The sequence below is a fragment of the Patulibacter sp. genome, assembly GCF_030655195.1.
Taxonomy (GTDB): Bacteria; Actinomycetota; Thermoleophilia; order Solirubrobacterales; family Solirubrobacteraceae; genus Patulibacter.
Window position 1 is genome coordinate 1 of record NZ_JAURWA010000108.1, and the last position, 17,812, is coordinate 17,812.

At 75.0% G+C, this 17,812-nt stretch carries 13 protein-coding genes and 1 pseudogene; 6 read left to right on the forward strand and 8 right to left on the reverse strand.

Features of this window, described 5'->3' with window-relative positions:
- Both Q7T67_RS11160 and Q7T67_RS11165 read left to right on the forward strand, forming a co-directional pair.
- Window positions 1–969: pseudogene (locus Q7T67_RS11160) on the forward strand (hypothetical protein); the annotation flags it as partial.
- Window positions 970–1,069: 100 nt separating this feature from the next.
- Complete coding sequence (locus tag Q7T67_RS11165) at window positions 1,070–1,462, forward strand: DUF1801 domain-containing protein (protein WP_304789089.1); 393 nt, start codon at window positions 1,070–1,072, stop codon at window positions 1,460–1,462.
- A gap of 120 nt (window positions 1,463–1,582) precedes the next feature.
- On the opposite strand, the gene Q7T67_RS11170 is transcribed toward Q7T67_RS11165, so the two are convergent.
- The 4 genes from Q7T67_RS11170 to Q7T67_RS11185 are packed head-to-tail and all read right to left on the reverse strand — an operon-like array spanning window position 1,583 to window position 5,403.
- The gene (locus tag Q7T67_RS11170; protein WP_304789092.1) at window positions 1,583–2,437 is read right to left on the reverse strand and encodes a MetQ/NlpA family ABC transporter substrate-binding protein; all 855 of its coding nucleotides are present in this window, start codon (window positions 2,435–2,437) and stop codon (window positions 1,583–1,585) included.
- Window positions 2,438–2,457: 20 nt separating this feature from the next.
- A complete protein-coding gene (locus tag Q7T67_RS11175) occupies window positions 2,458–3,138 on the reverse strand; it encodes a methionine ABC transporter permease (protein ID WP_304789095.1) in 681 nt (226 codons plus the stop codon).
- Window positions 3,135–4,268, reverse strand: a complete 1,134-nt coding sequence (locus tag Q7T67_RS11180) for a methionine ABC transporter ATP-binding protein (RefSeq protein WP_304789098.1) — start codon at window positions 4,266–4,268, stop codon at window positions 3,135–3,137. Before Q7T67_RS11180 ends, Q7T67_RS11175 begins: the two co-directional genes overlap by 4 nt.
- A gap of 34 nt (window positions 4,269–4,302) precedes the next feature.
- On the reverse strand, window positions 4,303–5,403 hold the full coding sequence (locus Q7T67_RS11185) for a sulfite oxidase (RefSeq protein WP_304789100.1): 1,101 nt from the start codon (window positions 5,401–5,403) through the stop codon (window positions 4,303–4,305).
- A gap of 702 nt (window positions 5,404–6,105) precedes the next feature.
- Here Q7T67_RS11185 and Q7T67_RS11190 point away from each other — a divergent pair.
- The 3 genes from Q7T67_RS11190 to Q7T67_RS11200 are packed head-to-tail and all read left to right on the forward strand — an operon-like array spanning window position 6,106 to window position 11,855.
- The gene (locus tag Q7T67_RS11190; protein ID WP_304789302.1) at window positions 6,106–9,021 is read left to right on the forward strand and encodes a penicillin acylase family protein; all 2,916 of its coding nucleotides are present in this window, start codon (window positions 6,106–6,108) and stop codon (window positions 9,019–9,021) included.
- Window positions 9,022–9,024: 3 nt separating this feature from the next.
- Entirely contained in the window at window positions 9,025–10,425 is a 1,401-nt protein-coding gene (locus Q7T67_RS11195) for an MFS transporter (RefSeq protein ID WP_304789103.1), read from the forward strand.
- On the forward strand, window positions 10,422–11,855 hold the full coding sequence (locus tag Q7T67_RS11200; RefSeq protein ID WP_304789106.1) for an aspartate aminotransferase family protein: 1,434 nt from the start codon (window positions 10,422–10,424) through the stop codon (window positions 11,853–11,855). The genes Q7T67_RS11195 and Q7T67_RS11200 overlap by 4 nt, the downstream gene beginning before the upstream one ends.
- A gap of 9 nt (window positions 11,856–11,864) precedes the next feature.
- Here Q7T67_RS11200 and Q7T67_RS11205 read toward each other — a convergent pair whose 3' ends face one another.
- A complete protein-coding gene (locus tag Q7T67_RS11205; protein WP_304789109.1) occupies window positions 11,865–13,064 on the reverse strand; it encodes an MFS transporter in 1,200 nt (399 codons plus the stop codon).
- 81 nt (window positions 13,065–13,145) lie between these two features.
- Between Q7T67_RS11205 and Q7T67_RS11210 the strand changes: the two genes are divergently transcribed.
- Window positions 13,146–14,060, forward strand: a complete 915-nt coding sequence (locus Q7T67_RS11210) for a LysR family transcriptional regulator (RefSeq protein WP_304789112.1) — start codon at window positions 13,146–13,148, stop codon at window positions 14,058–14,060.
- An 18-nt stretch (window positions 14,061–14,078) separates the two neighbouring features.
- Here Q7T67_RS11210 and Q7T67_RS11215 read toward each other — a convergent pair whose 3' ends face one another.
- The 3 genes from Q7T67_RS11215 to Q7T67_RS11225 all read right to left on the reverse strand — a co-directional run bounded on the left by Q7T67_RS11215 (window position 14,079) and on the right by Q7T67_RS11225 (window position 17,802).
- The gene (locus tag Q7T67_RS11215) at window positions 14,079–15,029 is read right to left on the reverse strand and encodes a manganese catalase family protein (RefSeq protein WP_304789115.1); all 951 of its coding nucleotides are present in this window, start codon (window positions 15,027–15,029) and stop codon (window positions 14,079–14,081) included.
- Between the two features lie 233 nt (window positions 15,030–15,262).
- The gene (locus Q7T67_RS11220) at window positions 15,263–16,804 is read right to left on the reverse strand and encodes a 4Fe-4S binding protein (RefSeq protein WP_304789118.1); all 1,542 of its coding nucleotides are present in this window, start codon (window positions 16,802–16,804) and stop codon (window positions 15,263–15,265) included.
- Entirely contained in the window at window positions 16,804–17,802 is a 999-nt protein-coding gene (locus Q7T67_RS11225) for a diiron oxygenase (protein ID WP_304789120.1), read from the reverse strand. Before Q7T67_RS11225 ends, Q7T67_RS11220 begins: the two co-directional genes overlap by 1 nt.
- Window positions 17,803–17,812: the final 10 nt, after the last annotated feature.

The window sequence follows — 17,812 nt, forward strand, 5'->3', positions numbered from 1 at the left end:
GAGCGCGCCGCCGCGCTGCGGGTCGACGCCGCCGAGGCCGAGGCCGCGGACCTGCTGGCCGACGCGCGTGCCGCCGCCGAGCAGCTCCTGGCCCACGGCCGCGCGCGGATCGACGAGGAGACGGCCGCCGCCCGCCGCGACGCCGACGAGCACGCCGCGCGACTGCGCGAGGACGCCGAGGCGGAGGCCGAGCGGGAGCGGCTGCAGGGCGTCGAGGAGGCCGAGCGTGAGCGTGCCGCCGCGCAGGCCGAGGCCGAACGCCTGCGGGCTCTGGCCGCCGCGGAGGCCGAGCGCGAGCGGGCGGCCGCGGCCGCGGAGGCGGAGGAGCGCCGTCGCGCCGCCGAGGACGAGGCCGCCCGGATCGAGCTGGCCACGCGCAACGCGATCGGTGAGGACCGCAGCCGCGCGACGCAGGCCGCCGAGGCCGTGACGTCCGAGGCGACGGAGCAGGCCCGCGACCTCGTCGCCCGCGCCCAGGCGCTGGCCGCCCAGCAGGTGCAGGAGGCCGAGGCCCGCGCCGCCGAGCTGCGCTCGCGCGCCGAGGAGGCGTCGCGGTCGGTCACCGCCACGGCGGAGCAGCGGCGCGACGAGGCGCTGCGCGTCGCCAAGGAGACCGAGGAGCAGTCCGCGCAGCGGGCCCAGGCGTCGCTGCGCAGGGCACGCGAGGTCGCCCAGCACGTGCTCCGCGAGGGTGAGGACCTGTCGCAGGACATGCGCGAGCTCGGCCGGTCACTGGACGTCAACGCGAAGATCCTGCTCGACGACGTCCGCGCGACGCACGCCGCGCTGATCGCGGCGCTGGACCGCGTGACGCCGAACGCCGGCGGCCGGCCGGGCCGCACCCCTCCCCGTGCCGGGACCACCGCCGAGGGTGCCCGCCCGGCGACGGACCGCGCGCGTCCGGCCGGCGGCGCCTCCGGCCGCGGGGAGTCGCCGCTCGAGCCGCCGGAGTTCGTGCGCCGCGGCTGACGGGCGTCGCAACCGTCCGCCGAGGCCGCCCGCCGAGGCTGAGCGACCGCCCGGGGACTACGCTGCCGCGGACACCGACGGCGATCGCGACGGAGCGACCATGACGGCACAGGACGAGGGAGCGGGCGACGAGCGGACGCCCGCGCAGCTGATCGACGGGCGGATCGCCGAGCTGGGCGACTGGCGGGGTGAGACCCTGGCCCGCGCGCGGGAGCTGATCAAGGACGCCGACCCCGACGTCGTCGAGGAGTGGAAGTGGCGCGGGGTGCCCACCTGGTACCACGGCAAGATCGTCTGCACCGGCGAGACGTACAAGGCGAAGGTCAAGCTGACGTTCGCCCGGGGCGCGTCGCTGCCGGACCCGGCGGGGCTCTTCAACTCGAGCCTCGACGGCAACGTCCGTCGGGCGATCGACCTGGCGGAGGGCGACGAGCTCGACGCCGACGCGTTCCGGGACCTGGTCCGCGCCGCGGTCGCCCTGAACGAGGGCTGACGCGCGCGGGGACCGCGCGCAGCGTGCCCGCGCCCGGCCGACGGCGACGGCGGGCCGGGCCCGGCCCGCCGGACGCCCGGCGACGGAGGTCGGCCGGTCGCGCCGGACGCCTCCTCGCGACTAGAACGAGGGGATCACGGACCCCTTGTAGCGGTCCTGGATGAAGGTCTTGACCTCGGGCGAGTGCAGGAGCTCCTCGAGCTTGACCACGCGCGGGTCGGTCTCCTCGTCCTTCTTGACGACGAGGAGGTTGGCGTTGGGGTTGTTCGCCGCGTCCTCGAGCACCAGCGCGTCGGTGGCGGGCGTCAGCTTCGCCTCGATCGCGTAGTTGCCGTTGATGACCGAGAGGTCCGTGTCGTCGAGCGTGCGCGGCAGGTTCGCCGGCGCGATCGTCGTGAACTTCAGGTCCTTCGGGTTGTCCTCGATGTCGCGCGGGGTGGCGTTGTCCGGCGCGTCGGCCTTCAGGGTGATGAGCTTGGCCTGCTGCAGCAGCTTCAGGCCGCGGGCCTCGTTGGCCGGGTCGTTGGACAGCGTCACCGACGCGCCGTTCGGGACGGCCGCGATGTCCTTGATGTCCTTGGAGTAGATGCCCAGCGGCTCGAGGTGCACCGGCTTCAGCGCGACGAGGTCGGCGTAGTCCGGGTTGTCCTTCTTCTGCGCGTCGAGGTACGGGACGGTCTGGAAGTAGTTCGCGTCCAGCTGGCCCTCCTGGAGGGCGACGTTCGGCTGGATGTAGTCGTCGTACGTCTTGACCTCGAGCTTCAGGCCGGCCTTCGGCGCGAGGTTCTTCGAGACGTAGTCGAGGATCTCGGCGTGCGGGACGGGGCTGGCGCCGACCTTCAGCGGCTCGGAGGAGGCGGTGGTCGACGAGCCGGACGAGGCGGACGAGTCGTCGTCGCTGCCGCAGGCCGTCAGCCCGAGGCCGAGGACGACGGTGGCGAGGAGCGCGAGGATCGCGCGGATTCGTACGGGCATGGGTGACCTTCGGATGGTGTTCATCGATGCGAGATGCGGCGGACCACGAGGTCGCCGGCGAACTGGAAGAGCTGGACGATCACCACGAGCAGGACGACGGTCGCGAGCATCACGTTGCCGTCGTAGCGGTTGTAGCCGTAGTCGATCGCGAGGGCGCCGAGGCCGCCGCCGCCGACGGTGCCGGCCATGGCGGAGAAGCCGACGATCGCGACGAGGGTGATCGTGAGGCCGCCGACGAGACCGGGCGCGGCCTCGCGGAGGACGACCTTGAGGGTGGTCTGCAGGCGGCTGGCCCCGGCGGCGCGGGCCATCTCGACGAGGCCGCGCGGGACCTCGCGCAGCGACCCCTCGACGACGCGGGCGTAGAACGGGGTCATGCCCACGACGAGCGGGACGATGACGGCGCTGGTGCCCAGCGACGTGCCGACGACCAGCCGCGTGAACGGGATGATCGCCGCGAGCAGCACGATGAACGGCACCGACCGGCCGATGCCGACGACCAGCCCGAGCAGCGCGTTGACGGGCGGCAGCGGCCGCAGGCCGTCCCGGCCGGTGGTGTGCAGCAGCACGCCGAGCAGCAGGCCCAGGACGCCGGTGATCGCGGTCGAGACGACGATCATCGCCATGGTCTGCCCGAGCGCGGGCTGGAGCAGCGGCCAGATCTCCCCCCACGGCGTGGCGGCGGCGAGGACGGTGCTCATGCGGACTCCCCCGTCCGGGCGCCGGCCGCGGGGTCGGTGGCGGACGGCGCGGTGGTGGACGGGCGGGTGACCGGCGTGCCGGGGTCCTCTGCCGCAGTGGGCGGCGCGGCGACGAGGTCGGCGACGGCCGACGGCGGCTGCGCCTCGTCGTCCGCACCGAGGCGCTCCGCGAAGAGGCCCCGGTCCCCCAGGCGGGCGGCGAGGTCCAGCCCGGCGTCGTCGAGGGCGACCGTGACGTGGCCCGAGGGCCGGCCGCCGACGGCCTCGACGCTCGCGCCCAGGAGCGCGACGCGGGTGCCGAGCTCGTCCTGCAGGCCAGCGAGCCAGCCGGGGTCGACGGCGCGGTCGGTGTAGGTGACCCGCCAGGCCTGCGCCCCGGTGGGCGTCGTGCCGACCGGCCGGGCGGGCACGAGGCCGCGGCCGAGCGCGGACGCGGGGTCGGCGACGAGCGAGGCGACGTCGCCCTGCTCGACGATCCGCCCGTCGCGCAGCAGCGCGACCTGGTCGCAGACGTCGCGGACGACCTCCATCTCGTGCGTGATCAGGAGGATCGTCAGGCCGAGGTCGTCCCGCAGGCCCCGCAGCAGCGCGAGGATCGAGCGCGTCGTGTCGGGGTCCAGGCCCGAGGTCGCCTCGTCGGAGAGCAGGACGCTGGGGCGCAGCGCGAGCGCGCGGGCGATGCCGACGCGCTGGCGCTGCCCCCCGGAGAGCTGCGCCGGGTAGGACCGGGCGTGGTCCTCCAGGCCGACGCGGGCGACGAGCTCCGCGACCCGCTCGCGGCGCTCCCCCCGCGGGACGCCGGCGATCTCGAGCGGCAGCGCGACGTTGCCCGCGACCGTCCGCGAGGAGAGCAGGTTGGCGGACTGGAAGATCGTGCCGATGCTGCGGCGCGCGGCCTGCAGGCGCCGGTCGTCGAGCGACGTCAGCTCCTGCTCGCCGACGGTGATCGTCCCCGACGTGGGACGCTCCAGCAGGTTGATGCAGCGGGCGAGCGTGCTCTTGCCCGCGCCGCTGGGCCCGATCACGCCGGCGATGCGCCCGGTCCCCACGCTGAGGGAGACGTCGTCCAGGACGAGGACATCGCGTCCGTCGCGGCGGAACGACTTGGTGAGGGCGTCGACCAGGATCATGCGGCCAACGAAAACTACCTATATCGGATCCGTTTTAGCGTGCGCCTGCGCACCCGACGTCCAGCCGCACCCGGCTCCACGCGTTGTTGACGTAGCCCTTCGGGTTCCACAGCGGCCCGGCCCGCTCCGGCTGGCTCGCGCCGGCACTGTCCCACGCCCGCGCGACCAGCTCGGCCGGGCCGGACGGCAGGTCGACCGGACAGGACCAGATCCGCCAGGCCCACCGGCCGTGGTCGTCGCCCAGGTCGGCCTGGACCCAGGTCTCCCCGCCGTCCGCCGAGACGTCGACGCGCGCGACCGTGCGCTCACCGCCGGCGAACGCGTAGCCCCGGACCGTCGTGCGCCCCGCCCGCACCTCGCGCCCGTCCTGCGGCTCGAGGATCGCGGCGTTCAGGGCGATCTCGCCGAGCGGGATCCCCGCGCCGGGACCGGGCTCGGCCTCCGGCGGCAGGAGCCGGTAGACGACGTCCTGGAAGAACCCGTCCCACGGCCGGTCCCGCAGCTCGATCCGGTCGAGCCACTTCACGCTCCGCGCGCCGACGAAGCCCGGGACGACGACGCGGACCGGCGCACCGTGGGCGACCGGGAGCGGGGCGCCGTTCATGCCCCAGGCCAGGAGCACCTCCGGGCGCCGGGCCTTGCGCAGCGGGATCGAGCCCGCGAACGGCTGCGGCGGATCGGCCTCCTCCGACCGGTCCAGCCCGACGAAGGCCACGTCGCTCGCGGCGTCCGCCGGGCGTGCGGCGTCGAGGACGTCGGCCAGCGCCACGCCCTCCCACACCGCGGTCCCGGTCGCCCCCGGGCCCCACGGCGCCTCGCCGGGGATCTCCCGCACCTCGATGAGCCCGCGCCGCCGGTTGCCGGCGCACTGCAGCGTGGCGGTCTCGCGGCGAACGGGGAAGCGGCCGTCTCGCAGGTCGGCGAGCGTCAGGCGGAGCGGCCGGTCGACGAGCCCCTCGATCGTCAGCGCCCACGCGACGGCGTCGACCCGGGGCATCGCACCGTGGTTGCGCGAGTAGAACGCGTCGGTCGGCGTGATCGCCGACGCCACCAGGTCGGCGGGTGCGGTTTCCGCGTTGAACGGATCCTGCTCGTGGACGATCGTCTCGGTGCGCTTGCCGTGCGGCGGGGCCATGGGGCCGCGGGTACCCGCACGAGCGGCGCCGGGCTCACGATCCGTCGCCGCCGCCGGGCCCCGGGGGTCCGCCCACCCCGTGCCGGCGGAGGTCCCGTCGGCACGGTCTGCGTGGTGCGGGCCCGAGGGCCGGCGGTGGCGAGGATCGCGGTGAAGGCCCGGACGAGGAGCCGGCGGGCCCGGGTGCAGCCGCACGGGAGAGAGGTCGTGCGCCCCGGGCCGTGGGCGGGTCGTCCTGCCCTACGCGGCGCACCGACGTCGGGGAGCGGCCCTCGCTCCCGACACCGGTCGCCGCCGCGCACACGTCACGAAGGCCTCGGGGGTGTTCGGCGTGGGTGCCACGGTGGGAACGTAGCGCATCGCGAGCACAACATGCAAATCCCAATACGGATTCATGTGATTCAGGCCTGGCGCGGTCGGGTCGGTCGACCTTCGCCACCGACCGCGGTGCACCGGCGACGCGTGGACGGGTGATGGGCCGTCCCGCCACTGCGCAGCCCCGGCGCGGACGCCTGACCCCCCTCGACGCCCGTGGTCGGGCGTGAGAGGCTCGCGGCCTCGTCCGCCGTACCCCAGGCATCAGCGACCGGATCGAGATCCATGCACCACGGAACGCCCCGGACCCCGGTGTCCGCACCCGCGCCCCACCCATCCCGCCCACGTCGGCGGGCGCGCCGGACGGCCGCGATCGCCGCGGCGGTGATGCTCGCCGCGTGCTCCGCCGGCCCGGCCGGGGCGGCTCCGACCCCCGCCGGCCCCGGGGCCGGCGACACCGGCGGGGGGACCGTCCGCGAGGTCCTGCCTCCCGGGTCCGCCGGCGGGGCGAACGTCGTCGACATCCTGGGCAACAAGCTCATCGGTCCGACGTCCGTCCCGGATCACGGCGGCGACCAGCTGTCCCGCTACGCCGCGCTGCCGAACGCCACCCCCGGCCTGACCGCCGGTCGGCTGCCGGAGTTCTTCACCCCCGCCGGCTTCGGCGTCGCTTCCGGCGACGTCGAGTCGAGCATCAGCCCGCGGCCCGACGTCACGATCGTCCGCGACAAGGGGGTCGGGGTCCCGCACATCACCGGCTCGACGCGGGCGGGGCTGGAGTTCGGCGCCGGGTACGCCAACGCGCAGGACCGGCTCTTCCTCATGGACGCCCTGCGCCACGTCGGCCGGGCGCAGCTCTCGTCGCTCGCCGGCGGGGCGCCGGGCAACCGCGCCTTCGACGCGCAGGTCTGGGCCTTCGCTCCATACACCGAGCAGGACCGCGTCCGGCAGTTCGAGCAGCTCGACGACCTCTACGGGGCCGAGGGCGCGCAGGTCCAGACGGACATCCGCGACTACATCGACGGGATCAACCGCTACATCGCCGACGCGCGCGCGGGCGGGCAGAAGCTGCCCGGCGAGTACGCCCTGCTCGGCCACCCCGGGGGGCCCGACCCGTTCACGACCACCGACGTGGTCTCCATCGCCACGATCGTCGGCAGCCAGTTCGGTGCGGGCGGCGGCGCGGAGACCGACACCGCGAACGTCCTTCAGGCCCTGCAGCAGAAGCTCGGCACGGGCGACGGCCTGCGGCTCTGGCGGCAGCTCATGGCCTTCGACGACCCGGACGCGCCCACGACGATCCATCCCGGCGCCGACGCGACGGCCCGCAAGGCCTGCGCCGAGCGACCGGCCGACCTGAAGCCGGCGAGGACCGCGCGCGGGAGGCTCCACCGCGCGAGGCGGTGCCCGAAGGGCGCGGACGCCAAGCGCAGCGCGACCTGGTTCCCCTACCAGCGTCCCGTCTCCGCACCGGACGCGATCGGGACCGACGAGCTGCTGCCCGACACCGGCTCGATCCGCCTGGCGCCCGTGACGGCCGACGACTCGTTCGACTTCCACGGCAACCCCGTGCGGAAGGCCGCGACGCGCGGCGCCGCGGCGAAGAGCGCCACGACGGTGCCGCGTCCGACCGACGGCCTGTTCCCGGGCGGCATCGCGTCGAGCATGTCCAACGCGCTGCTCGTCCCCGGCTCGTCGACCACGACCGGGAGGCCGCTGGCGGTCTTCGGCCCGCAGACCTCGTACTTCTCGCCCCAGATCCTCGTGCAGCAGGAGCTCCAGGGTCCCGGGATCAGCGCCCGCGGCGCGACCTTCCCGGGCGTCGGGATGTACGTCGAGATCGGCCGCGGCACCGACTACGCCTGGTCCGCGACCTCCGGCAACGAGGACGTCACCGACACCTTCGTCCTGCCGGTCTGCGACCCGGGCGGCGGGACCCCGAAGGACGGCGGCGACCACTACCTCTACCGGGGCACCTGCACCGCGATCGAGCAGCTGCGGACGACGTCGACCTGGGCGCCGTCGCTCGGCGACAGCACGCCCGCGGGGTCGATCACCTACGTCGCGCAGCGCACGAAGCTCGGCATCGTCCGCGGCCGGGCGCGGGTCGGCGGCAAGCCCGTCCTCCTGACCCAGCTGCGCACGACCTACATGCACGAGGCCGACTCGGCGATCGGCTTCAAGCGCTTCAACGAGCCGGCCGCGATCCGCGACGCCAAGTCCTTCCAGGCCGCCACCGAGGCCGTCGGCTACACGTTCAACTGGTTCTACGTCGACGACCGCGACGCGGCGATGATCACCGCCGGCTGGCTGCCGCAGCGGCCCGCGAAGGCCACGGGCCAGGTGCCGATCGACGGTGCGAAGCCGTGGGCGGACTGGAACCCCGACACGTGGGTCTCCGCCCGGCTGCCGGCGACCGCGCACCCGCAGCGGATCAACGGCCAGGGGTACATCACGTCGTGGAACAACCGCCAGGCTCCCGGGTTCGCCGGGTCGGACACCTCGCTGTTCTCGAGCGTCTACCGGTCCCAGATCCTCGACCGCCAGCTCGACCTCCGGCTGCAGGGGGGCGCCAAGGTCTCGCTGCCGCAGGTCGTCGACGCCATGTCCCGCGCGTCCGTGACCGACCTGCGCGGCCAGGAGCTGCTCCCGCTCGCCCTGCAGGTCACCGGCGACGGGACCGACCCGACGACCCGACGCGCGATCGCGCTGCTGCGGGCCTGGGGGAAGGACGGCTGGACCAGGGAGGACCGGGACGGCGACGGGCGCTACGACCACGCCGAGGCGATCCGCATCCTCGACGCGTGGTGGCCGCGCTGGGCCCGCGCCCAGTTCCGCCCCGTCCTGGGTGCGGCCGCCTACGACCGCCTCGGCACGCTGTACAAGCACACCGTCGACGACGGCCCGGGCGCCCCGTCCAGCGGCGATCCGCTCCCCTCCAAGCACCAGGGCTCGGCGTACCAGAACGCCTGGTACGGCTACGCCGCGAAGGACCTGCGGACCCTGCTCGGGCAGCGCGTCCGCCAGAAGTACGTCCGCCCGTTCTGCGGCGGCGGCGATCGCGAGGCGTGCAAGGCCGCGCTGCTCTCCACCCTGCGCGACGCGGTCGCCGTCCCGATCGCGACGACCTACCCGTCGGACCCGATCTGCGCGAAGCAGGCCAACGCGAAGCTCGATCGGCAGCTCTGCTACGACGCCATCGACCAGCGCTCGCTCGGCGGCCTCAGCCAGCCGATGATCCCCTGGCAGAACCGCCCGACCTACCAGCTCGTCGTGGGCTTCGACCGGCACCGGCCCCGGTAGTCCGTGGGCCTGACGGGGGACACCGCCGCCGGCACCGGCCCGGCGGCGGGGACGGGAGCGCGCAGGACCACGCCGGGAACGTCGCCGCTCGTCGACCGGCGCCTGCGCGTCGGCTACGGCGTGGGGTCGGTCGGCACCGGGATCGTCGTCACCGTCCCGGGGCTGCTGCTCCTCTACTACCTGACCGACGTGCTCGGGGTGGCCGCCGGTCTCGCGGGCGTGCTGCTCGTGCTGCCCAAGGCGTGGGACGTCGTCCTGGCCCCGCTCGTGGGCCGCGCGCTCGACCGGGGCGAGCGGCGCGCGCGGTGGATGCGGCGCGCGGCGTGGGCGCTGCCCCCGGCGTTCGCGCTGCTGTTCCTCTCCCCCGTCGACGGGACGCTCGGCGGCCTGTGGGTCGGCGCCTGGTTCGTGGTGCTCGCCACCGCGTTCGCGTTCTTCCAGGTCCCCTACATCGCCCTGCCCGCGCGGATGACCGACGACCCCGCCGAGCGCACCCGGACGATGAGCTGGCGCGTGGCGCTCCTGGCCGTCGGGATCCTCGTGTCGGGCGGCCTGGGTCCGGTCCTCGCCGGGGGCGACGCGGGCAGCCGCGGCGGCCACGCGCTGATGGGGATCGTCCTGGGCCTCGTGCTCCTCGCGGCGCTCACCGCCTCCGCGCGGGCCACCGCGGGGGTGCCCGATCCCCCCGCCCCGGCGGGCACCGCGACCCCGTCCCTGCGGGTCTCGCTCCGCACCGCCTGGGACAGCCCGCCGTTCCGCCTGCTGGCCGTCGTCTACGCGCTGCAGGCCCTCGCGGTCGCCGTCCTGCTGGCCGGCGCGCCGTACGTCGCGACCTACCGGCTGGACGACCACGGCCTGACGTCGGTCATGTTCGTCGCCCTGATCGCCCCGTCGCTGGTGGTCGTGCCGCTGTGGCGCCGCGCGGCGGACCGCCGGGGCAAGAGCACCGCGCTGCTCGGCGCCACCGTGCTCTTCCTGGCCGCCGTCGTCGTCCTGACGCTGGCCGCCCGTGCCGGGGCCGTCGCTCCGACCCTCGTCCTCTGCGGCGTCCTGGGCGCGGCCTACGCGGGACTGCAGCTCCTGCCGCTGAGCCTGCTGCCGGACGTCACCGTCGCCGAGTCCGAGCGCCTGGGCCGGCCGGTGACCGGGGCGTTCACGGGCGTCTGGGCGGCCGGGGAGACCGCCGGTGCGGCGCTGGGCCCCGGCGTCTACGCCCTCGTACTGGCCGCCGCCGGGTTCGCGTCCTCCGACGCCGACGAGCGCGTGGCGCAGTCCGCGACGGCCGTCGACGCCGTGCTCCTGGGCTGGACCGCCGGGCCGGTCCTGCTCGGGGCGCTCAGCCTGCTCGTCCTCCTCCGCCTCCACCGCCTCCTGTCCTCCCCGACCCCGAAGGCCGACCGATGACGCTCCCCGACTCCGGACGGCCGCCCGCCGACGTCCTCGCCGACCTCCGGGCGTTGCGTGCCGCCGACGCGCCCACGGTCGGCGGCCGCACGTGGGCCTACGTCTACGACGCGGGCTCCGCCGAGCACGACGAGCTCACCGCCGCGGCGTTCCTCGAGATGCTGCCCACCAACGCGCTGGACCCGACGGCGTTCACGAGCACCGCCGCGGTCGAGAACGGCATCGTCGCCGCCACCCGCGAGATCCTCGGCGGCGGTCCGGCGACCGCGGGCATCGTGACCTCCGGCGGGACGGAGTCGATCCTCCTGGCCGTCAAGTCCGCCCGCGACCTGCGCCCGGACGTCGAGCGGCCCGCGATCGTCGTCCCCGAGACCGCGCACCCGTCGTTCCGCAAGGCGGCGCACTACCTCGGCCTCGACGTGGTCGAGATCGCCGTCGACGCGGAGACGTTCCGCGCGGACCCGGCGTCGCTCCGCGACCGCCTCGACGAGCGGGCCGTCCTCGTCGTCGGCTCGGCGCCGTCGTACCCGCACGGGGTGATCGACCCGATCGAGGAGCTCGCGCGGATCGCGTCGGAGGCCGGCGTCGCGTTCCACGTCGACGCGTGCGTCGGCGGGTTCCTGCTGCCGTTCCAGCGCGAGAACGGCGACCCGGTCCCGCCGTTCGACCTGAGCGTCCCGGGCGTCACGTCGATCTCCGCCGACGTCCACAAGTACAACTACACGCCGAAGGGCGCGTCGGTCGTCCTCTTCGCCGACGCCGAGCGTCGCCGGGCCGCGTACTTCGCGTCGGCGCGGTGGGCCGGCTACCCCGTCATCAACCCGACGATCCAGAGCGCCCGCACTGCCGGCGGTCCGGGCGCCGCTTGGGCGTCGCTCCAGCACCTCGGCCGCGACGGGCTGCGCCGCGTGACCGCCGAGGCCCGCGAGGCCGCGGTGCGGATCGTGGCCGGCGTCGAGACGATCGACGGGATCCGGGTGCTCGGCACGCCGGAGTCGGTGCTCGTCGCGATCGCCTCCGACGACCCCGCCGTCGACATCCACGTCGTCATCCACGAGGCGCGGACGCGCGGCTTCGGCGTGCAGACGCAGCTCTCGTACGGGGCGTCCCCCGCGAGCCTGCACCTCTCCGCCGACGCGGGGAGCCTGCCGGTGGTCGACGACCTGCTCGAGGTGCTGGCCGCCTCCGTCGCCGCCGCCCGGGTGCAGGAGCTCGAGCCGCTGCCGGAGGGCCTGGCCGAGGGCCTGCAGGGCCTCGACCCGTCCTTCGTCACGGAGGAGGTGCTAGACGGCTTCGCGGCCGCGGCGGGCGTCGACACGGAGGACGCCGGGACGGGCGGCCCCCTCGTCGACCGGATCCTCGACGTGGCCCCGCCGGCGATCCGGGAGGTCCTCGTCGAGCGCTTCTACGGCCGCCTGTTCCCGGGCTGAGCGGACGGCCTAGCGCGCCGCCGCGGGTGCACCGGTCGGGGTGGCCCCGGCGGCGCGGCTGCCGAGCGCCGCCGGGACGAGGACACCGACGGTCAGCGCCGCGGCGACCCACGGCAGCGCCTCGGGCGACCCGGCGCCGACGACGGCCCCGCCCAGCAGGCCGCCGATGGCGATGCCGGCGTTGACCCCGGCGACGTTCAGCGTCGCCGCGAACGAGCCGCCGGCGACGATGGCCCGGTCGGTCAGGATCGGCTGCAGCGCCATCTGCGCCGCGCCCCAGACCGCGACGGCGGCCAGCGCCGGGCCCGGGTGGCCACCCGCCAGGCCGACCGTCACGAGCGCCAGACCGACGACGCCCAGCAGCAGCGACGGCGCACGGTGCGCCACCCGGCGCGCGATCGTCGGCGCGAAGGCGTTGCCGACGAGCCCCGCCGCGCCGAACAGGGCCAGGCCGACCGCCACGCCGGAGCCGCGCACGCCGAGCACCCGCTCGAGGTAGACGCCGAGGTAGGCGAAGAGGACGGCGGCGGCGAGCAGCTGGGCCGCCGAGGTCGCCAACGGCCGGTGCACGGCGGGTCGGCGGAGGAGCCGCAGCGCCGACCACCCGACGGCGTCCTGCCCCGGCGTCCGCGGGACGACCACGGCGACCGCGGCGGCGAGCGCCAGCCCGAACACGCCGATGAGGCCGAACGCCGCGCGCCAGCCGAAGACGTCGGCGACGACGGTGCCCGCCGGCGCGGCCAGGAACATGGCGCTCAGCAGCCCTCCGAAGACCAACGCCACGGCGGTGCTGCGGCGCTCGGGGGCGACGAGCGTCGAGGCGGCGTGCAGCGCCGCACCGAGCGCGACCGCCTGCGTGGCGGCCGCGACGAGGCGGCCGGCGAGCAGCACCGGCAGCGACGGGGCGGCGACCATCACGACGTGCGCGGCGGCGAAGATCGCCAGCAGCGTCACGAGGAGCCGCCGCGGCGGCAGGTGGCCGACCGCGACGGAGACGGGCAGCGCCGCCAGCGCGACGCCCGCGGCGTAGAGCGACACGGTGAGCCCCGCCGCGTCCTCCCCCACGCCCAGGCCACGGGCGATCTCGGGGACCGCGCCGACCCCGACGAACTCGGCGGAGCCGACCGCGAAGGCGACGGCGGCGAGCAGGAGGATCGGCGGGGACCACACGCCGAGCGGCGGACGTGGGGACGGGGTGTGGAACGACATGCCCCGAGGCTGTCACCGGCACGCCACAGCCGCAAAGACTCGCTCGCTCACCCGCCCATAGCCCAGGGCTATGATTCGGCCATGACCCTCCGCCAGATGGAGTACGTCGTCGCGATCGCCGACGCCGGATCGGTGACGGCCGCCGCAGAGGCGCTGCACGTGGCCCAGCCGTCGCTGTCGCAGCAGCTGCGCACGCTCGAGCGCGAGCTCGGGGTCGAGCTGTTCGTGCGCGGCGGCCGCGGCCTGGTTCCGACCGCCGCCGGCCGCGGGTTCCTCACCGACGCCCGCGCCGCGCTCGACGCCTCCCGTCGCGCCCGGACCGTCGCGCAGGCCTGCGGCGGGGCGATCGCGGGCGAGCTGATCGTGGCGGTCGAGCGCTCCCACGCCGTGCTGCAGCTGCCCGCCGCGCTGGGCGTGCTGCGCCGGCTGCACCCGGCCCTGCGGATCGAGGTCGTCGAGGTCGGGGCGTGCGCCGAGCTCGAACGGGCGGTGCGCACCGGGACGGCGGACGTCGCGGTCGGCGGCCTCCCGGACGCCTCGGACCTGCAGGTGCACCCGCTCGGCGTGGAGGCGTTCGTCGTCGTCCTGCCCGAGGGCGACGCGCTGCTGGGCTGCGGTGCGCCCGTCCGGCTGCGATCGCTCGGGGGCCGCGCCTGGATCAGCCACGGTGCGGGCTGCGTCGAGGAGCGCCTGCTGACCGAGGCGATGCGGCGGGAGGGCGTCGAGGTCGACACCGTGGCCCGCACCACGCAGGTCGACACGGCCATCCGCCTGGCGACCGCCGGGATCGGCTTCGCGGTCGTCCCGGAGGGGGCGGTCGACGCGACGGCCCGTCCGCTCGCGCGGCGCCTGGCGCCGACCCTGGAGCGCGCGGTCGCCGTGGCGACGCGCACGCCTCCGGGCCTGGCGGAGTCGGCGCTCGTCGACGCCCTGCTCGTGGCGGACTGGTCGGCCGCCCCGATCGCCCCGACAGCACCGGCGGCCGTCAGCGCCTGACGGCCACCGGCGTCCGGATCACGTCCCCGGGTTGGCGACCTCGCCGATGACCTCGTCCGGGAAGCCCGCGTCCTTGCGGAGCTTCGTGACGATCTCGTCGATCTCGCCCATCGCGTAGGCGGGCGCGAAGACGTCGTTCTGCGCGGGCAGGTCGACGGGCAGCGGCCGCAGGGACGGGTCCTCGTCGACGACCTCGAGCGGCTCGCCCGTCTCGGGGTGGTTGCCGTTGAAGACCGCCGACAGCTCGCGGTAGTCGTCCGGCGAGAAGCGGTACAGGCGACGGTGGTCGCCCTTCTCGATGTACGGCTGGGACTCCTTGATCGCGTCGGACGGGACGCGCGGACCGGGGAACAGCTTGGTCAGGTCCGCGCCGGTGAGGTTCTCGACCGCGCGGGCGTAGGCGACCTGGTGGACGCCGCCGCGGACGAGCAGGTAGCCCGTCAGCGCGCGGGCGGCCGGGTGGTCGCAGGCCTCGTAGACGCGCAGCTTGCCCGAGCGGGCGCCGGTCTCCAGGAAGTAGTTGTGCGTCAGGTCCGAGAGCAGGTCGCCGGAGGAGAAGACGTTGTCGCCGGTCCACGGCAGACCGCGGGAGTCCTGCGGCAGCGCACCCTTGCCGCCGTTGACGTAGTGGTGCGGGTTGCCGGGGATGCCGGGCAGGCCCAGCAGCGGCGACGTCTGGGTGTCGACCTCGTCCTTGATGCTCTTGGAGTCCGTGAGCATCGAGTTGATCGTCGCGGCGACGAGCTCGATGTGGCCGAACTCCTCGGCGGCGATGTTCGAGATGAGGTCGAAGAACGGGCGCGCCTTGTTGCGCTCGCGGAAGTTGAACGACTGGAACGTGTAGTTCAGGAAGGTCGACATCTCGCCGAACTTCCCGCCCATCAGCTCCTGGACGACGGCCGCCTGGGCCGGGTCCGGATCGGTGGGGGGCGGCAGCTCGGCGAGCCACCGGTCGATGCGCAGGATCATGGGGGGACCTCTTCCTTCGGGTGCGAGGCCCGTCGTCTGCCCCGGAGGTGGGGAGCCTCATGCGCCCCCGGAAGAACGTCACCCGTGGTTCACGCCCCCGGCGGCGGAGGTCCCGCCGCAGTCCGCGCGCGCGGCCGGAGGCCCCCACCGACGGACCGCCCGCCGGGGGCGACCCGCCGGGGGCGACCCGCCGGGGGCAGCCCGCCGGGACGGCGGGCCCGCGCCCCGACGGCCTACCAGCGGCCGGCGAACGCCTGGCCGGCCAGCGCCCGCAGACGGGCGCGGCGCTGGCGGCCCTCGGGTGTGCCGGGCCGGGCGGCGGGCGCGGGGAGCGACCCGAGCGCGCCGGCGTTCCAATCGTCGATCAGGGCCGCGACGGTGTCCTGCGAGCAGCCCTTGTTCGTGCCGATGAAGCCCGACGGCCCGCGCTTGATCCACCCGGCGACGTACGTGCCGGGGTGCGGCTCGGCGGTCGCGGGGTCGACGACCCGGCCGGCGGCGTTGGGCACGACGCCGCGGGCGGCGTCGTAGGGCAGCTCGCCGACGGGCAGCCCGCGGTAGCCGATCGACGTGACGATCAGCCCGGCGTCGAGCCGCTCGAGCTCGCCCGTGCCGACCAGCACGCCGTGCTCGTCGATCGTCGTGCGCTCGACCTCGAGCGCCTCGACGGCGCCGTCGCCGACGACCTGCGTCGGGTTGCGCAGGAACCGCAGGGCGATCCGCCGGTCGCCGGGCGCGGCGGGAGGCAGCGACCGCAGCAGGTCCGCCTTGGCGTGGCCGGGGGCCACGGCGGCCAGCTCGGCGTCGGGCACGTCGAGCGCGACGCCCGGGGTCGAGCGCAGCCCGACGAGCTCGGGCAGCGTGAACGCGGCGGCCTCGACCCCGCGCCTGGCGACGACGACGACCTCCTCGATCCGGCTCTCCCGCAGCGCCTGCAGCGCGTGCGGGGCGATCTCGCTGTCGACGAGCGCCTCGGGGTCCTGCGTCAGGACGCGGGCGACGTCGAGGGCGACGTTGCCGTTGCCGATGACGACCGCCCGACGGTGGGACAGGTCCGGCGTCCGCTCGGCGTGGTCGGGGTGGCCGTTGTACCAGCCGACCAGCTCGGTGGCCGAGAACACGCCGGGCAGCTCGGCGCCCGGGATCTCCAGACGACGGTCCGACGCCGCGCCGACGGCGTAGATCACGGCGTGGTGGTCCTGCAGCAGACCGTCGTGGGTGACGTCGCGGCCGATCTCCACGCCCAGGTGCAGCGTCAGCCGCTCGTGGGTGCTGATCCGTTCCATCTGCCGGCTGACCCGGCGGGTGCGCCGGTGGTCGGGCGCCACGCCGGAGCGCACCAGGCCGAACGGCCGGTCGAGCCGCTCGTAGACGTCGACGTGGGCGCCGGGGACGGTCAGGAGCTCCTCCGCGGCGTACATCGCCGCCGGGCCGGACCCGACGATCGCGACCCGCAGCGGCTCGCCGCGGTCCTTGACGACCAGGCGCGGACGCATCGGGGCCATGACCGGACGGGCCTTGGGGACGGCGTAGTAGTCCGCGTTGATCCCGGCGAAGACCCGCTCCTCCTCCGTCAGCTGCGTGTGCGGCTTGATCGCGTCGACCGGGCACGCGCTGATGCACGCGCCGCAGTCCATGCAGCTCGTCGGGTCGACGTGCAGCATCTCGGCGAGCTCGAACGCCGGGTCGTCCGGCGAGGGCTGGATGCAGTTGACGGGGCAGGCGAAGACGCACGACCCGTCGCCGACGCAGGACTGCGTGACGACGTGGGGCATCAGGCGACCAGCGTGGCCGTGCGGTCCGGCTCGCCGCGGTAGTTGGACGGCTCGCCGTCGATGCCCATGCGCTTCCACATGCGCTTGGCCATCGGCGTCATCAGCCCGACGTCGGTGCACAGACGGCGCATGTCGCCGAAGTAGGAGGACATGACGCTGCGGGCGTGCGGGCTCTGCCAGAACGCCTGGCGGAAGACGTCGTCCGGGATGTCGAAGCGCTTCTTGATCGACTTGGGCGTCGTCATGATCTCGCCGGCGAGCCAGCGCATGATGACCGGGAACGCGACGGCCAGGAGGTGCTTCTGGATGCGGCCCAGGCGCGGGACGCGCAGCCGCAGGAACTCGTCGGCGAAGGAGATGTGGCGCGCCTCCTCGGCGATGTGGATCTCCATCGTGCGGAGCATCGCCGGGGGCAGCTCGACGCCCTCGCGCAGCATGGCCTTCTGGTAGTGGTCGATGGGCTCCTCGCCGGCGAGGATGCCGACCATCAGGACCACCGGCAGGTAGCCGCCGGCGACGCCGATCAGCGGCGTGGCGGCCTTGAAGAGCGGGCGCATCCCGGGGACGTCCGTGCCGGAGCGGTTGACCAGCTCCTGGAACATCTGGATGTGGTTGCACTCCTCCGTCATCTCGTGCATGCAGTACCGGAACTCGGCGGACCCGTTGGGCAGGCTCATCGCGTAGTGCATGAGACCGCGGATCAGGATCGATTCGAACGCGCCGCCGACCTTGATGGCGTTGACCATGCGCCAACGACCGATCTCGATCCGGCGCTCGAGCGGCTGCGCCTGGTACCACGCGGTCCCCCCGAGGGGATCGAGCTCCGGCGACAGGACCCACCGCGGGTCGTTCTTGTCGATCTGCATCTCCGGGGAGTCCCAGGCGATGTCCTCGTAGGGATCGAAGTGCACGTGCACCGAGCCCTCCGAGAGCGTGTGCAGCATCGTCTCGTAGGCCTCGTCGTGACTGCGGTCGCGCGTGGCGGTCGGGGTGCTCATCTGCTGCTCC

What these genes read in the sequence shown, in the direction of transcription:
- Q7T67_RS11165 (WP_304789089.1), top strand. Translation starts at nt 1,070, where the DNA reads ATGACGGCACAGGACGAGGGAGCGGGCGACGAGCGGACGCCCGCGCAG.
- Q7T67_RS11170 (WP_304789092.1), bottom strand. Translation starts at nt 2,437, where the DNA reads ATGCCCGTACGAATCCGCGCGATCCTCGCGCTCCTCGCCACCGTCGTC.
- Q7T67_RS11175 (WP_304789095.1), bottom strand. Translation starts at nt 3,138, where the DNA reads ATGAGCACCGTCCTCGCCGCCGCCACGCCGTGGGGGGAGATCTGGCCG.
- Q7T67_RS11180 (WP_304789098.1), bottom strand. Translation starts at nt 4,268, where the DNA reads ATGATCCTGGTCGACGCCCTCACCAAGTCGTTCCGCCGCGACGGACGC.
- Q7T67_RS11185 (WP_304789100.1), bottom strand. Translation starts at nt 5,403, where the DNA reads ATGGCCCCGCCGCACGGCAAGCGCACCGAGACGATCGTCCACGAGCAG.
- Q7T67_RS11190 (WP_304789302.1), top strand. Translation starts at nt 6,106, where the DNA reads ATGCTCGCCGCGTGCTCCGCCGGCCCGGCCGGGGCGGCTCCGACCCCC.
- Q7T67_RS11200 (WP_304789106.1), top strand. Translation starts at nt 10,422, where the DNA reads ATGACGCTCCCCGACTCCGGACGGCCGCCCGCCGACGTCCTCGCCGAC.
- Q7T67_RS11205 (WP_304789109.1), bottom strand. Translation starts at nt 13,064, where the DNA reads ATGTCGTTCCACACCCCGTCCCCACGTCCGCCGCTCGGCGTGTGGTCC.
- Q7T67_RS11210 (WP_304789112.1), top strand. Translation starts at nt 13,146, where the DNA reads ATGACCCTCCGCCAGATGGAGTACGTCGTCGCGATCGCCGACGCCGGA.
- Q7T67_RS11215 (WP_304789115.1), bottom strand. Translation starts at nt 15,029, where the DNA reads ATGATCCTGCGCATCGACCGGTGGCTCGCCGAGCTGCCGCCCCCCACC.
- Q7T67_RS11220 (WP_304789118.1), bottom strand. Translation starts at nt 16,804, where the DNA reads ATGCCCCACGTCGTCACGCAGTCCTGCGTCGGCGACGGGTCGTGCGTC.
- Q7T67_RS11225 (WP_304789120.1), bottom strand. Translation starts at nt 17,802, where the DNA reads ATGAGCACCCCGACCGCCACGCGCGACCGCAGTCACGACGAGGCCTAC.